Genomic DNA, 13,971 nt, shown 5'->3' on the forward strand with positions numbered 1-13,971 from the left:
GTTAGCGTCCGCGCTCGTGGTGTAATTTCTGGTGTAGATTGAGATGATCGCATGGGGTGGGGCATGCCCCACCCCATGCGATTTCGATCTCGGTGGCCACCGGGCTCATCGGTAAGGTGGAGTTACCACACTTCACACGCCCACCGAGGAGTTGATCCCGATGACCGACGACAGACTACCGCTTGCCGAGCTGATGGCGAAGACTGGAGATGGAGATTTCCTGCGCACGATCGCCGAGAGCGTATTACAGATCATCATGGAGGCCGACGTCGATGGCCTGGTCGGCGCTAGCCGACACGAGCGCTCCGGCGACCGGACGACCTGGCGGAACGGCTACCGCGACCGCAGCCTCGATACCCGGCTCGGCACGCTCAACCTGAGGATTCCCAAGCTACGGACCGGCGCCTACTTCCCTGGCTTCCTGGAACCCAGGAAGACCGTCGAGAAGGCGCTGGTCGCGGTGATCCAGGAGGCGTGGATCGCCGGCGTCAGCACCCGGCGTGTCGACGAGCTGGTGCAGGCCATGGGCATGACCGGCATCTCCAAATCCTCGGTGTCCAAGCTGTGCAAGGATATCGACGAACGTGTCCATGCCTTCCTTAAGCGGCCGCTCACCGGCGACTGGCCCTACCTCTGGCTCGATGCTACCTACCTCAAGGTGCGCGAGGGCGGGCGGATCGTCAGTGTCGCCGCGATAATAGCCGTTGCCGTCAACACCGAGGGCAAGCGCGAAATCGTTGGCCTTCACATTGGACCCTCCGAAGCCGAGCCATTCTGGTCGAGCTTCCTCAAGGACCTCGCACGCCGCGGACTGACCGGCGTGAAGCTGGTCATCTCCGATGCCCACGAGGGCCTCAAGGCAGCGATCACTCGCGTGCTCAGCGCCACCTGGCAGCGGTGCCGCGTCCACTTCATGCGCAATGCCCTGGCCTACGTGCCCAAGGGCCAGAACACCGTCGTCGCCGCTGCCATCCGCCAGGTCTTCCTCCAGCCCGACCATGCCGCCGCGACACAGGTCTGGCGCCAGGTCGCCGACCAGTTGCGTACCCGCTGGCCAAAGCTCGGCGCCTGCATGGACGATGCCGAGCACGACGTGCTGGCCTACATGACCTTCCCCGAGCAGCACCGCGTCAAATTACATTCCACCAATCCACTGGAACGCCTGAACAAGGAAGTGAAGCGCCGCGCCGATGTCGTCGGCATCTTCCCGAACGAGGATAGCATCATCCGCCTCGTCGGCGCCGTCCTGCTGGAGCAGAATGACGAATACCAGCTCCAGCACCGCTACATGCAGATCGAGGGCATGGCCGCCCTTGCTACACCAATGATCGAGGAGGCACAGCCGCTACAGATTACACCCAAGGCCGCCTGAAAATGCAGCCCGCTGGCCACACCCAATTCTACACCACATTGACGGACGCGACCGGGATAATGCCCCCACCATACACAAGAAAGCGGGCGCCCGGTTAGTAACCGGACGCCCGCCCTTTTTGCTCTGGTTATTCCCTTACGGACAGCAGCTCATGGCCGCATCGCAGCAAGCGAGCACGAGGTCGCAGCAGGACATGGCGAGGGATGCAACCTGATCCGGCGCAGCGGCAAATGCTGCAGAGCTGGATCCGAGCAGCACGGCTGCAGCGATAATGTACTTTTTCATGATGGTATCTCCGTTGATGTTGAATTGACTGGATCAGCGGCGAATTCGGGGAGGAGGCGGTTCCGGCCCTGCGTTTGGCGAGGGCGGAGAATTGGCGATAAGCAGGAGAAAGGTGAGCGACGAAAGATCGCGGGCTTCTAGTGACGAAAATCGCGCTGCTGGCAGCGTCTGGCAAAAGGCGAGACAGTAACTCTGACACTGCTGACGCTCATCATCCATGCAATCATCGCAGCCGCCTGCGTCTGCGCTCATCTCTGCCATGGGGGTACAACCGTTCGCTGCATACGTTGCCTCGACGGGCAGCAGCGCGACCAGAAATGCCGCGAGGTAGAGAAAGAGGCGCTGTGTCACTGGATGGACCATACTGCTGGGTTCGGGTTGATCAAAGACTTAGTTACAATCAGCTAGGCAATGCTCCTGCGCACTCGCATCTCGCCTGCCGGCGCCATGATCATGGCTCGCCCCCATCAGCCTGCATCCTGCGTGATCAAACACCGTTCGCAAGATTGCGACGCAAATCGCTTATCGCTGTGGTTCATCGCCTTTCTCGCTAGTCCTATCTTCCAATGCATCTGATCCTCATCTCATGCGATTGCGGGGGATAATGCCTGCGGCTCATCGTCAGGAAAGCGTCTTGCTTCCCGGTCGAGCACAAGCCGGGCGAGCGCGGGCAAGACGACCAAGGTCAACAGGGTCGCCGAAATCAATCCGCCGATTACCACCGTCGCGATCGGTCGCTGCACTTCCGCCCCTGTGCCGCTTGCCAGAGCCATCGGTACGAAGCCGAGACTGGCCACCAATGCCGTCATCAGCACGGGCCGCAGGCGCATCAGCGCGCCTTCGCGCACCGACTCCAGCACGCCCTTGCCGTTGTGACGCAGCGCCAGGATGCTCGACATCATAACCAGCCCGTTGAGCACCGCCACGCCAGACAGCGCAATGAAGCCAACCGCTGCGGAGACCGAAAAGGGCATGCCACGCAGCCACAGCAATAGCACCCCGCCGCTCAGCGCCAGCGGCACGGCCGAGAAGACCATCGCCGCCCGGCTCGCCGATCCCAGCGCTGCGTACAGCAACGCAAAGATAGCCGCGAAGACGAGGGGTACCACGATGCTGAGACGGCTTTGCGCGCGCTCGAGATTCTCGAACTGTCCGCCCCAGTCGATCCAGAGGCCGGCGGGAATCTGGACATCGCGCGCGACCGCCTGCTGCGCATCGGCGACAAAGGATCCGAGGTCTCGCCCGCGCACATTGGCCTGAACCACAACCCGCCGCTTGCCGTTTTCGCGACTCACCTGATTGGGGCCATTTTCGACTTTGAACCGGACGAGTTGACCGAGTTGTACCGAGCGCGTCGTTCCCTCCGCAGTCGGCAGCGCAACCGGCAGCGCGGCCAATGCGTCGAGATCACGTCGCTGCCCTTCGGGCAGGCGCACCACGACATCAAACCGCCGATCGCCTTCAAAGACGAGCCCGGCTTCGCGGCCGCCGAGCGCGATCTGTACCACGTCGGTCACATCGCCGACCGACAGACCATAGGCAGCAATCGCCGCCCGGTCGAAATCGATCACCAGCGCCGGCAGTCCTTCGGTCTGCTCGACTTTGACATCCGAAGCACCATCGACTGCACGCAGCGCGGCTGCAACCCGCTGCGCCGTAGCATGCAATGTCTCGAAATCATCGCCATAGACTTTGACCGCCACATCTGATCGCACGCCCGAAATCAGCTCGTTGAACCGCATCTGGATTGGTTGGCTGAACTCGTAATTGTTGCCGAGCAGCGTGTTCAGGCGGGCTTCCACTCGGGCAATCAGAGCAGCCTTCGTTTCTGACGGATCGGCCCACTCCTCACGTGGGCGCAAGATCACGAAGGTGTCGGACACATTGCCGGGCATCGGGTCAGTCGCAACTTCCGCTGTGCCTGTCTTCGAGAAGACCGTCGCGACCTCCGGAAAGCCAGCAATCACCCCCTCGACCTGCAACTGCATTGAGGCCGATTGCTCGACACTCGTGGACGGGATCCGCATCGCATGAAGCGCGAAATTCTTCTCGTCGAGCTGCGGAATGAACTCCCTCCCAAGGCTGGTGAAGGCCAAGAGCGCGACAAGGAAAATCGCCGTTCCCGAGCCGATGGCCACCCATGGCCGGGCGAGCGCTTTGTCGAGCAAAGGCTCATAGCGGCTCCGCGTTGCCGCCAGCACACGCGGCTCCTTCTCCTCGACCTTGCCGGTCACGAGCAGCGCCACCATAGCTGGTACGAAGGTCAGCGACAGGATGAACGCTGCGGCGAGCGCCAGCATCACGGTGATCGCCATCGGCGCAAACATCTTGCCTTCCACCCCGTCGAACGCGAGCAGCGGCAGATAAACCAGAATAATGATGGCCTGACCGAACACCGACGGACGGATCATCTCGCGCGCTGCAACCATCACTTCGTGCAGCCGCTCCTGCAAGCTGAGCAACCTGCCTTCGTGATGATGGCGCTCAGCCAGACGGCGCAGGCAGTTTTCGACGATGATCACCGCGCCATCGACGATCAGCCCGAAATCGAGCGCGCCAAGGCTCATCAGATTGCCTGAAACACCCCCTTTGACCATCCCAATCGCCGCCAGCAGCATCGACAGCGGGATCACTAGCGCGGTGATGATGGCCGCCCGGAAATTGCCGAGCAGCAGAAACAGGACGACAATGACGAGGAGCGCGCCTTCAGTCAGGTTCTTGGCCACCGTGCTGATCGTCGCATCCACCAGCACCGAACGATCGAGCACCGGCGTCACGACAATGCCGGGCGGGAGGGCCGCGCCGATCTCTTCGAGCTTCTCGGCGGATTCAGCTGCCACCGTGCGGCTGTTGCCTCCTGCAAGCATCAGGGCGGTGCCGACCACAGCGCCATGACCATTGACACTGGCTGCACCTGTACGGACTTCGCGGCCCGATGAAATGGTCGCTACATCGATGACCCGCACCGGCGCCCCGCCACGCTGGGTAATCACGATATTGGCAATTTCCGACCCGCGTGACACCCGGGCATCGGCCCGCACCACCAGCCCTTCACCGCTGCGCTCGACCACGCCCGCACCGCTCGACACATTGCCGCGTTCGAGCGCCTCGACCAGATCGGCCATCGACAGACCGGCGGCGGCCAAACGCACCGTATCGGGTGCGACTTCATATTGCTTTACGAAGCCGCCGATCGCGTCGACACCCGCCACATTGGAAACCTGGCGCATCTGCGGGCGAATGATCCAGTCCTGTACGGTGCGCAGGTACGTCAGCCGCTCCTCCGGCGTCGTCAACCGCTGTCCCTCAGGTGTCAGATAGCTGCCGTCAGTTTGCCAGCCCGGCTGCCCGGCCCGCGCGCGCGGAGCCCCGCGCCCGTCGGGATGCTCAAAGTCGACCGTCCACATCAGCACTTCGCCAAGGCCGGTCGACACAGGTCCGATTTGTGGGTCAACCCCGGGCGGAAGTGTCCCCGCTGCCTGCGTCAAGCGCTCACCCACCTGCTGGCGGGCGAAGTAGAGATCGGTATCGTCAGTGAAGATCACCGTGACCTGAGCAAAGCCATTGCGGGAAATCGACCGCGTCTCGACCAGGCCAGGCATGCCCGCCATTGCCGTCTCGATCGGATAGCTGACCTGTCGTTCCATCTCCGTCGGTCCCAGCGAGGGCGCGACGGCATTGATCTGCACCTGCCGGTTGGTGATGTCGGGCACGGCATCGACCGGCAAATTTGCCAGCTGGGTCGCCCCGTAGATTGCTGCGAAGATGGTCAGCATGACCACCAGCACTCTTCGCTCGACGGCGAAGGCCAGAATTTTCTCAAGCATCGTCCGTCCTCTCAGTGATCATGTTCGGCCTCGGCCTTGCCGAGTTCCGCTTTGAGGACGAAGGCATTGACGGTTGCAACGCGCTCGCCGACGCGCAGGCCGGAAAGGACCGGAACCGCTGCATCGCTACCTAACCCGATCGTCACCGGACGCATGACAAACCCGCGCTGGGTCCGCACGAACACGACACTGCGCCCCTCGGTCTCCTGGATCGCGCTGCGCGGCACGACTGGTACGCGCGCGCCGTCAACGCCCGGAGTAGCAACCCTCGCGCTGACATTCTGTCCGACGCGCAAGTCACCGTCGGTGTTGTCGATAGTCGCGATCGCCTTGGCCGCGCCGGTCGCCGGATCGACGGCAGGCGACAGGAACCGTATGCGACCGGTATGGGGATGATCGCTCCCCTGGACGGAAAGCGTGATGGTCTGACCGATCACAACCCGCTGGATGTCGCGCGCTGGGATCATCAGCTCTGCCCATACCGTCCGTGGATCGGCGACCTGAAACAGCTCGCGCTCCGGCGGAACATATTCGCCCGGGGTCACCGTTACCGACGTTACCTCGCCTGCAACCGGCGAGCGCAGCGTCATGAGGCGCGTCGTCCCGCCGCCACTGCCGGCGCCCAATGCTCGCAATGCCTGATCGGCCTGCTGCGCTTCGATGCGCGCAGCGTCATAGGCCGCCTGCGCGGCTTCATAGTCCTGCCGGGCAGTCACACGCTGGCGGAACAGACTTTCCTCCCGGACAAGTACAGTGCGCGCGGCTTCGGCCGCGCGGCGTGCGCGCGCTGCGGCACCTTGTGCTTCAGCCACTTCACGGCTGTCGATCACTGCAAGAGGATCCCCGACACCAACCCGGTCGCCAAGCTGACGCAGGATGCGCACCACAACACCGGAGGTCCGTGCCGTGACATGCCCAACCGATTGGGTGGGCGGAACCAGAACGCCCGCTGCCGTCACCTCGCCGCCGGCAAGGCCCTCCTGTACTACGGCAACAGCAATCCCCGCTGCTTGTATCTGCGCATCACTGACCGCAATTGTTCCCTCCGAGGCTCCGGCTGAAACAGTCGCTTCATCGGCGTCTCCACCGCTTTCTTCCTCTTCAGCGTGCGTGGCATGCCCAGTCTGTGCGGTATCACCCCTCAAGAGATACCCAGCGCCGCCACCAGCCAGCGCAATCACCGCAGCGCCTGCGAGAAGTGTCATCGTCCTCTGATCGAGTTTGTAGGCCATGGTTAAATCTCCTCGCGCGCAAAGGCGCGGTTGAGCGCGGCAAGTGCGCGCGCACGATCCAGGCGAGCGTCGATTATGGCCCGCCGGGCCGAAGTGAGCGCTGTCTGAGCATCGAGCAGTTCGAGCAGTGAAAAGCGCCCCGCGCTGTAGCCAATCTGCGCGAGCCGAAGCGCTTCCTCGGCCTGGGCAAGACCCGGTCCTTCAAGGGCCTCAAGCCGGGCGTCAGCCGCTTCCACGAGCATGCGGGCCTGTGCCCGATCCCTACGCGCATCGGCGCGCACTCGCTCCAGTTCAAACTCCGCAGCGGTCGCATCGGCACGGGCAGCTTCAATGCCGCCGCGATTGCGATCGCGGATCGGAATGGGGATCGACACGCCAACGACAAAGGCCGTATCGCGACCATCACTGAACCGGCGTAGCCCTCCGCTCACGGTAACATCGGGGGTAGCCGCAGACTGGGCCAGTGCAATTCGTGCCGCCGCTACACGCTGCTCGGCATCGGCGAGCCGTTCGTCGATACTCGCAAAGCCAGGCTCGTTGCGGCCCATCGGCTCGGCGGCCGCACCTGTCTCGGTGCCCTGCGAAGGAGTCAACTCCGCATCGTCCGACGCAATCAGCGTCGCGAGGATGCGCCGCGCCGCCAGCATCGCACTGAAGGCTTCCAGTTCGGCCGCCCGAGCGTCCGCAAGAGCGGCCTCGGCTCGCAATTGCCTGAGCGGTGGATCGCGACCCGCTTCAACCAGTATCCGGGCTGTGTTAGCCAGCGAGGCTGCCTGCACTGCATTGTCGCGCGCGAGCGTCGCCCGGTCGGTCGCCGCAGACAGCTCGGCGAACGCCACTTCTACCTCACGGCGCAAATCTACCCGCTCGCGGAGCAATGACAGAGCGGCAACATCGCGCTCGCCCGCTGCAACCGCCCGCCGCGCACTGCGCTGACCGCCAACTTCAAGCCGTTGGCTCAGCGCCAGCGTTGTCTGCGCACTATCGAAGGACCGAAAAGGGCCGTTGCCGGCAAAGTCCTCGACCTCAAGACTGACCTCCGGATTGGGCGCCACCCCCGCCTGCCGTGCTCGGCCCTCTGCGGCAGCGACACGCGCTTGAGCCGCAGCTATTCTAGGGGAGTTGGCAAGCGCGCGCTCGAGCGCGCTGCCAAGCGTAATAGGTTCAGCCAACGCCGGATGGGCGGTAGCCAGCGCCGCAGCCATAAGGGCGGCGCGCAAGGACATTCGCATCGAAAAACTCCTGAACACAGGTGCAAACGGCACACGGGCGCAATGGCCCGAGTGCACTGGGCGACTGGGTTCAGGCTGACGGTGGTTGAAGGGGAGGCGCTTGAGCGAACGAGCTGAGAACGGCGGCGCTCAAGGCTGAATGCGAGGTATTGCCGCCCAGTGGCAGACCGAAATCACTTGCCCCTTCGCTGGCAAGTCCGATGCTGCAATGATGATGAACCAGCCCATGACATGGGCCGCCGTCATCGCTGGAACCGTTCCCGTGCCCGTCTCTGTCTGCATGATCAGCATGAGCATCCAGCATCATGACGCTGTCGTATCCGCTCGTACCATGCGCTGCAGCCGGCGATTCAACGCCGCCAAAGGCAAGGCCGATAGTCAGCCATAACAGGAGGAACATAGCCCGCACGCTAATGACCTACTCGTTCCGACCGGAAACAGCAATCTTGAACGCTTAAGGTCATTCGCCCATCCCGTCTTGCAAGAGCTCCAGAAGATCAGGCGGAATTGGCATTGGCTGAAAGGCGCTCACAGTCGACCGCCCGGTATTTCCGATCGGCAACTTTCCCGTCAGCGCGCCGATCGGCGCCAGAATGAGTCGGAAGATCTGGCCAAGTGCTTCGCTCCAATCGCGTTGCCGGAAGGCAAAGGCCAGCATTGCGCGGTGATTGGCCAGATGCTGCCTTAGGTAGGGCTGGGACAGGATGTGCGCCCGCTCGAGGTGGCACCATGCCATATCGTACTCGCCACGGCTGCGCGCCAAGCGATAAGCTGTCATCTCCTGCTCAATGAGCCTCATTGCAGCGAACTTCATTCCGCTCCTCCCTTACCAAGCCAACGCGGTACACGCGCTTTGAACTCGTGGTATTGGGCACCAAAACTTGCTGAAAGATGGGCTTCCTCGATCCTGACTTGGGCGATGCAGGCGACGACAAACGTCGCCCATGACACCCAGGCCCACCAAAATGCAGACACCATCGCGGCCGAGAACCCGACGAGCATCATCGCAAGGAAGATCGGGTTCCTACTGTATCGGAAGAGCCCGTGGGACACGAACTCCGGTGCATCTCCCTGACGAACGCCGATACGCCATGCGCGGCCCATCTGGATTTGCGCCACGATCACGGCGCCACCACCTAAAGTGGCAAGTATAGCCGCCAACCATGACAAGTCGCGGGGCCCAGCTCGTGCGCCGATGCCACTTGCAATAATCAGGGCCGCACCACTGACCGCGAATGCAAGTCCCGAAGCTCGCTGAGCCCCTTTCGCCGACAGAAAGGCGAATGCGTGGTCGCCAGTACGTCGCCGGATGGCGACACCGCGAACGATTGTCGCAGTGATTATCGCGACCATCGCAACGAAAGGTACTATTTGAAGAAATTCCATCAGGCCTGTTCCTGCCAAGCAGGCGCAGACTTCAATTCGCTCATCGCCTGTCGAAGAATCTGCATGCCCCCAGTTAACGCCAACCACGCCATTGCGGAGGCGACGATCAGGTCAGGCCATACACTGCCAGTTCCGAATACACCGATGGCAGCAAGCATCACGGCAACGTTGCCGATGGCGTCGTTGCGCGAGCAAATCCACACCGAGCGCATGTTCGCATCGCCAGTACGAAAGCTGTAGAGCATGATGGCGACGCCAGCATTGGCTGCGAGCCCGAGCAGTCCGATGACTCCCATCAGTTCAGGTTCGGGTGCAGCGCCCTCAAGCGCCGCCAGAACCGCGGTGATCGTGACCCAACCGCCCAGTCCGATGAGGGTGACCCCCTTGGCCAGCGCCGCCCGCGCGCGCCATGTCAACGCCATTCCGGCGACAAGCAGGCTGATCGCGTAGTTGGCGGCATCGCTTAGAAAATCGAGTGCATCAGCCTGTAACGCGCGGCTGTCAGCAGCGGCCCCTGCTCCCATTTCCACCGCGAACATGCCGGCGTTCACGCCGAGCGCGATCCACAAAGCCCTTCGCCAGCGCGGGTCATTCAACGTGGCCGCCGTTCCGCACGCGGCCTTGCAGCAATCATCAGCCATCGTCCTGCCTTCTCGACAATCTGCGAGTCGGCAGTCTATCTACACTCTGTAGCAACTACAGGGTCAAGAGCGGAGGTGTGGCAATGAAGATTGGCGAACTTGCGAGCGCCACTGCGACGAAGGTCGAGACGGTGCGCTATTATGAAAAGATCGGGCTGCTGCCGCCGCCCTCACGGACAAGTGCCAATTACCGCGCCTATGGGAATGATCATCTTGCGCGCCTGTCGTTCATCCGTCGCGCCCGCGATCTCGGTTTTACGCTCGAAGCGGTCCGCGAGCTGCTCACGCTGTCGGACGACAAGGCCCAATCCTGCGATGCGGTTGATGGGATTGCGCGCGTCCACCTTGCCGAAATCGACCGCAAGGTTACCGATCTGACCGCGCTTCGTGGGGAGCTTGATCGGATCATCGGATCCTGCCGTCACGGGACGGTGGCCGAATGCAAGATCATCGAAACCTTGGCCCCGCGCGGAAATTAGCAAGCTTGATCAATTACCTGATCATCGGTGCCTCTGATTTCAGTGCTCCGCATGATTTGGATGCGAAGCGACACACAAGGCTTGGAGCGCCTAGCCGCGCATTCCGTCGCGACGTTCTGGTATCTACTTCCGAGGCTATCGAAGTCGCCATCCTATCCGTCCGGCGCTCATGACTGCGCTGGTGGCATTGCTTGGCTTCGTGCCGATGGCGGTCGCGACCGGGAAAGGGGCCGAAGTGCCACGGGCGCTGGCAACTGTGGTCATAGGCGGCTTCATCCCCGCAACCATTCTTCCCCTTTTCGTTCTTCCGGCGGTTGCCAGACTTGTGCTGGGCGTTTCTGACGCGAGGCGAAGCCGGAAGTAGAACTGGCGCGACGGCCTGCGCCGTGACGCTACCCAGGATGAACAGGTAGGTCTTGGCGAGCTTAACCAGGTGATTTTGGGTGCCAACGCAATGTGGAAAGCTTCAGCACTTGACGATCGTACTTGCGGCCATGCCGTCTGGTATAGGCAGGAAAATTGGTGGACAAACGATATAATGAGATGAGCGGCGAAGGCGACCTTAATCTCGACACAGCCGAAAAGCGGCGCACCTTGTGGATCGTGCTGTGGCTTAACGTCGCCATCGCTGTAGGCTTCTTCATTACCGGCATCGCGGGCGATTCAAATGCTCTGCTCGCTAACGGGCTGGATAACTCATCGGACGCGGCGGTCTATGCGCTGAGCCTGCTGGCCCTGTCCCGTTCGCGAACTTGGAAGCGCGGCGCGGCACGCTTTTCCGGTATTATGCTGCTCATTTTCGCAGGCGGCGTCATCGCCGATGCCATTCGGCGCTTTGTTGAAGGATCGGAGCCAACTGGCATCATGATGATGGCAATGGCAGCGGTGGCGGCTGTCGTGAACCTGATCTGCTTGAAGCTACTCAATGAAATGAACGAGAAGGACGTCAATCTTCGCGCGGCGACCACCTTCAGCTTCAACGATTACATCTCCAACGGCGGCATCATCGTCGCCGCCATCATCGTGACGGTATCCGGGTAACCGTGGGCTGTAGGCCGCCTTGCACTGTGCGGGATTGATGGGCTGATAGCCGCTCCTTTTTTGGGGCGCCGACGATGGATGATTTCGAAGACGAACGAGCGAGTAGTCATACGAGAGGTCGTATGACTACTCAGATTGAGGTTGTTGGTCGGGTATCCGGCCGGCGTCGCTGGACGGTGGAGCAAAAGCTGGCGATTCTGCGAGATGCGTTTGGGCCGGAGGGTTCGGTCCGCGCAGCGTGCGACCGGCACGAGGTCGGCAGCGGGGCGATCTACACGTGGCGCCGCCAGGCTATGTCGGGAGAACTTGCTGGGGTTCGGCCACCATCGTTGCCGGCATTCTCGGAGGTTGAGATCGCAGATCCGGTCGTCCGCGATGTTGCGCTGCCGGTCCCACCGCGCTGCGGCCAGATCAGCATCGAACTGCCGAAGGGTGTCCGCCTGACCGTGGACGCAATGGTCGATGCCGACGCCCTGGCCCGGGTGATCGCTGTGCTTGGCCGATGATCCCCCTGCCACCCTCGACGCGGGTTTATCTCGCCTGCGGGGCGACGGACATGAGGAAGGGCTTTGACGGGCTTGCCGTGCTGGTCCAGCAAGTGCTGGAACAGTCACCGCATAGCGGCGCGCTATTTGCCTTCCGTGGCAAGCGTGGCGATCTGATCAAGCTGCTCTGGTTCGATGGTCAGGGCATGTGCCTGTTTTCCAAGCGCATGGACCGCGGTAAATTTGTCTGGCCGGTCACGAAGACAGGCAAGGTCAATCTCACGTCGGCGCAGCTTTCCATGCTGCTCGAAGGTATTGACTGGCGCCGGCCCGAACGCACTGCCGTGCCGCTGTTGGCGGGATAAAAAGTCGCAGATTTGCGTGGTTTTTCTGGTGCGGAATGACCCACTTTGCTAGTGGGTCACGGTGTCGGACGCAGCCACTTCCAACCTGGATAAAGATGCCAGGATCGCCGAGCTGGAAGCAGCCTTGGCCGCTCGTGACACGCTGATCGACACGCTGCGTTTCCAGTTGGCGCAGTTGCGCCGCATGACGTTCGGGCAGTCGTCGGAGAAGCTGTCGGCCCAGATCGAGCAGCTTGAACTTGCACTCGAGGAGCTGGAAGGTGAAGCCGCTGTCGCCGATGCCCGCAAAGAGGCATCCGCCGATAGACCCGAACGACCGCCGCCGGTCCGTAGCCTTCCGCCCCATCTTCCGCGCGCCGAGCAGCGCATCGAACCTGAGGCGGGCCACTGCAATTGCCCGGATTGTGGCGGTACCCTGCGCCCGCTGGGTGAAGACAGCGACGAGATGCTCGACGTCTTGCCCGTGCAATGGCGCGTCATCCGCACCATCCGTCCCAAGTACAGCTGCCGCTCCTGCGAGAAGATCGTGCAGGCGCCGGCGCCAGTGAAGGCCATCGCCCGCGGCAAGGCCAGCTTCGCCACGCTTGCCCATGTGGTCGTGTCCAAGTTCGATCACCACCTGCCACTCTACCGGCAAGCCGAGATGATGGCGGCGCAAGGCCTCGATATCGACCGCTCGACACTGGCCGGGTGGGCAGGACAAGCCGCGCATTTACTCGATCCGATCGTTTCCCGGATCCGCGAGGAAGGCCTCAAGGCCGCCAAGATCCACAGCGACGATACGCCCGTGCCGATGCTGGTGCCCGGCAAGGGCAAGACCGCACAGGGACGGCTATGGACCTATGTCGTCGATAATCGGGCCAGCGGATCAACCGCTCCGGCGCTGGTGTGGTACAAGTTCACGCCCGACCGTAGCGGTATCCATCCGCAAACCGAACTGAAGGCCTTCGCGGGTCTCCTCCAGGCCGATGGCTATGCCGGTTACGAGAAGCTCTATGCCGGCAACCGGATCAAGGAAGTGGCATGCTGGGCGCACTTCCGGCGCAAGATATTCGAGAACCACCAGACCAGTCCGACACCGCTGACCACCGATCTGCTTGAGCGGATCGCGGCGCTCTACCGGCTTGAGGACGAGGTGCGGGGACAACCGCCCGATATGCGTCGGCAACGGCGGCAGGAAAAAGCCAGGCCACTGGTCGACGATCTGCGCGCGGCCATCGACGATGCCTTGCGCCGCCTGTCGCCCAAGTCGGCGATGGCCAAGGCGCTCGCCTATGGTCGCAAGCGCTGGATTGCGCTCACGCGCTACCTCGATGACGGCCTGGCCGAGATCGACAATAACGTCGCCGAACGCGCGATGCGCAGCGTCGCGATCGGCCGCAAGAATTGGCTATTCGCAGGATCGAAGGCTGGCGGTGAACGCGCCGCCGCCATCTACTCGGTCATCGAGACGGCAAAGCTCAATGGCATCGAGCCGCAGGCCTATATCGCCGATGTCATCGCAAAGATTGCGGGCGGATGGCCAGCCGCTCGCTGGGACGAGCTCATGCCCTGGCACTGGACTTCCAGCCAGCAGCCGCTGATCGCAGAGGCCGCCTAACCGGCGGCCTTCAGGCCACGCTTACG

13 protein-coding genes and 2 pseudogenes are annotated in these 13,971 nt (G+C 62.4%); 7 read left to right on the forward strand and 8 right to left on the reverse strand.

All coding sequences use genetic code 11. The features are described 5' to 3' along the window. Positions 1-160 precede the first annotated feature (160 nt). Positions 161-1,372: an IS256 family transposase gene (locus BZF57_RS19740; protein ID WP_011950834.1), complete on the forward strand. Its 1,212-nt coding sequence runs from the start codon at positions 161-163 to the stop codon at positions 1,370-1,372. Between the two features lie 135 nt (positions 1,373-1,507). Here BZF57_RS19740 and BZF57_RS21170 read toward each other — a convergent pair whose 3' ends face one another. The 8 genes from BZF57_RS21170 to BZF57_RS19770 form a co-directional block, all read right to left on the reverse strand. Next, positions 1,508-1,657, reverse strand: coding sequence for a hypothetical protein (locus BZF57_RS21170; protein ID WP_156076275.1), 150 nt, complete (start codon positions 1,655-1,657; stop codon positions 1,508-1,510). Positions 1,658-2,241: 584 nt separating this feature from the next. Continuing rightward, complete coding sequence (locus tag BZF57_RS19745; protein WP_086741007.1) at positions 2,242-5,484, reverse strand: efflux RND transporter permease subunit; 3,243 nt, start codon at positions 5,482-5,484, stop codon at positions 2,242-2,244. An 11-nt stretch (positions 5,485-5,495) separates the two neighbouring features. Continuing rightward, on the reverse strand, positions 5,496-6,716 hold the full coding sequence (locus BZF57_RS19750; protein ID WP_086741010.1) for an efflux RND transporter periplasmic adaptor subunit: 1,221 nt from the start codon (positions 6,714-6,716) through the stop codon (positions 5,496-5,498). Between the two features lie 2 nt (positions 6,717-6,718). Beyond that, entirely contained in the window at positions 6,719-7,948 is a 1,230-nt protein-coding gene (locus tag BZF57_RS19755; RefSeq protein ID WP_086741012.1) for a TolC family protein, read from the reverse strand. A 129-nt stretch (positions 7,949-8,077) separates the two neighbouring features. Beyond that, positions 8,078-8,245: a hypothetical protein gene (locus tag BZF57_RS21175; protein WP_156076277.1), complete on the reverse strand. Its 168-nt coding sequence runs from the start codon at positions 8,243-8,245 to the stop codon at positions 8,078-8,080. Positions 8,246-8,408: 163 nt separating this feature from the next. Further along, positions 8,409-8,762 (reverse strand): DUF3703 domain-containing protein, encoded by a 354-nt coding sequence (locus BZF57_RS19760; protein ID WP_086741015.1) that lies wholly within the window; start codon positions 8,760-8,762, stop codon positions 8,409-8,411. Further along, positions 8,759-9,334, reverse strand: coding sequence for a methyltransferase family protein (locus BZF57_RS19765; protein WP_086741017.1), 576 nt, complete (start codon positions 9,332-9,334; stop codon positions 8,759-8,761). The genes BZF57_RS19760 and BZF57_RS19765 overlap by 4 nt, the downstream gene beginning before the upstream one ends. Continuing rightward, entirely contained in the window at positions 9,334-9,975 is a 642-nt protein-coding gene (locus BZF57_RS19770; RefSeq protein ID WP_086741019.1) for a cation efflux transmembrane domain-containing protein, read from the reverse strand. The genes BZF57_RS19765 and BZF57_RS19770 overlap by 1 nt, the downstream gene beginning before the upstream one ends. Before the next feature lie 83 nt (positions 9,976-10,058). Between BZF57_RS19770 and BZF57_RS19775 the strand changes: the two genes are divergently transcribed. The 6 genes and pseudogenes from BZF57_RS19775 to tnpC all read left to right on the forward strand — a co-directional run bounded on the left by BZF57_RS19775 (position 10,059) and on the right by tnpC (position 13,945). Beyond that, the gene (locus tag BZF57_RS19775; protein WP_086741021.1) at positions 10,059-10,454 is read left to right on the forward strand and encodes a MerR family transcriptional regulator; all 396 of its coding nucleotides are present in this window, start codon (positions 10,059-10,061) and stop codon (positions 10,452-10,454) included. 154 nt (positions 10,455-10,608) lie between these two features. Further along, a pseudogene (locus tag BZF57_RS19780) lies at positions 10,609-10,779 on the forward strand (efflux RND transporter permease subunit); the annotation flags it as partial. A 218-nt stretch (positions 10,780-10,997) separates the two neighbouring features. Then, a pseudogene (locus BZF57_RS19785) lies at positions 10,998-11,492 on the forward strand (cation efflux transmembrane domain-containing protein); the annotation flags it as partial. A 77-nt stretch (positions 11,493-11,569) separates the two neighbouring features. Continuing rightward, on the forward strand, positions 11,570-12,001 hold the full coding sequence (tnpA, locus tag BZF57_RS19790) for an IS66-like element accessory protein TnpA (RefSeq protein WP_240506056.1): 432 nt from the start codon (positions 11,570-11,572) through the stop codon (positions 11,999-12,001). Continuing rightward, a complete protein-coding gene (gene tnpB / locus BZF57_RS19795) occupies positions 11,998-12,345 on the forward strand; it encodes an IS66 family insertion sequence element accessory protein TnpB (RefSeq protein ID WP_039335306.1) in 348 nt (115 codons plus the stop codon). The genes tnpA and tnpB overlap by 4 nt, the downstream gene beginning before the upstream one ends. Before the next feature lie 61 nt (positions 12,346-12,406). Next, positions 12,407-13,945, forward strand: a complete 1,539-nt coding sequence (gene tnpC / locus BZF57_RS19800) for an IS66 family transposase (RefSeq protein WP_086740929.1) — start codon at positions 12,407-12,409, stop codon at positions 13,943-13,945. Positions 13,946-13,971: the final 26 nt, after the last annotated feature.

It is taken from the genome of Erythrobacter colymbi, from assembly GCF_002155685.1.
GTDB lineage: Bacteria > Pseudomonadota > Alphaproteobacteria > Sphingomonadales > Sphingomonadaceae > Erythrobacter > Erythrobacter colymbi.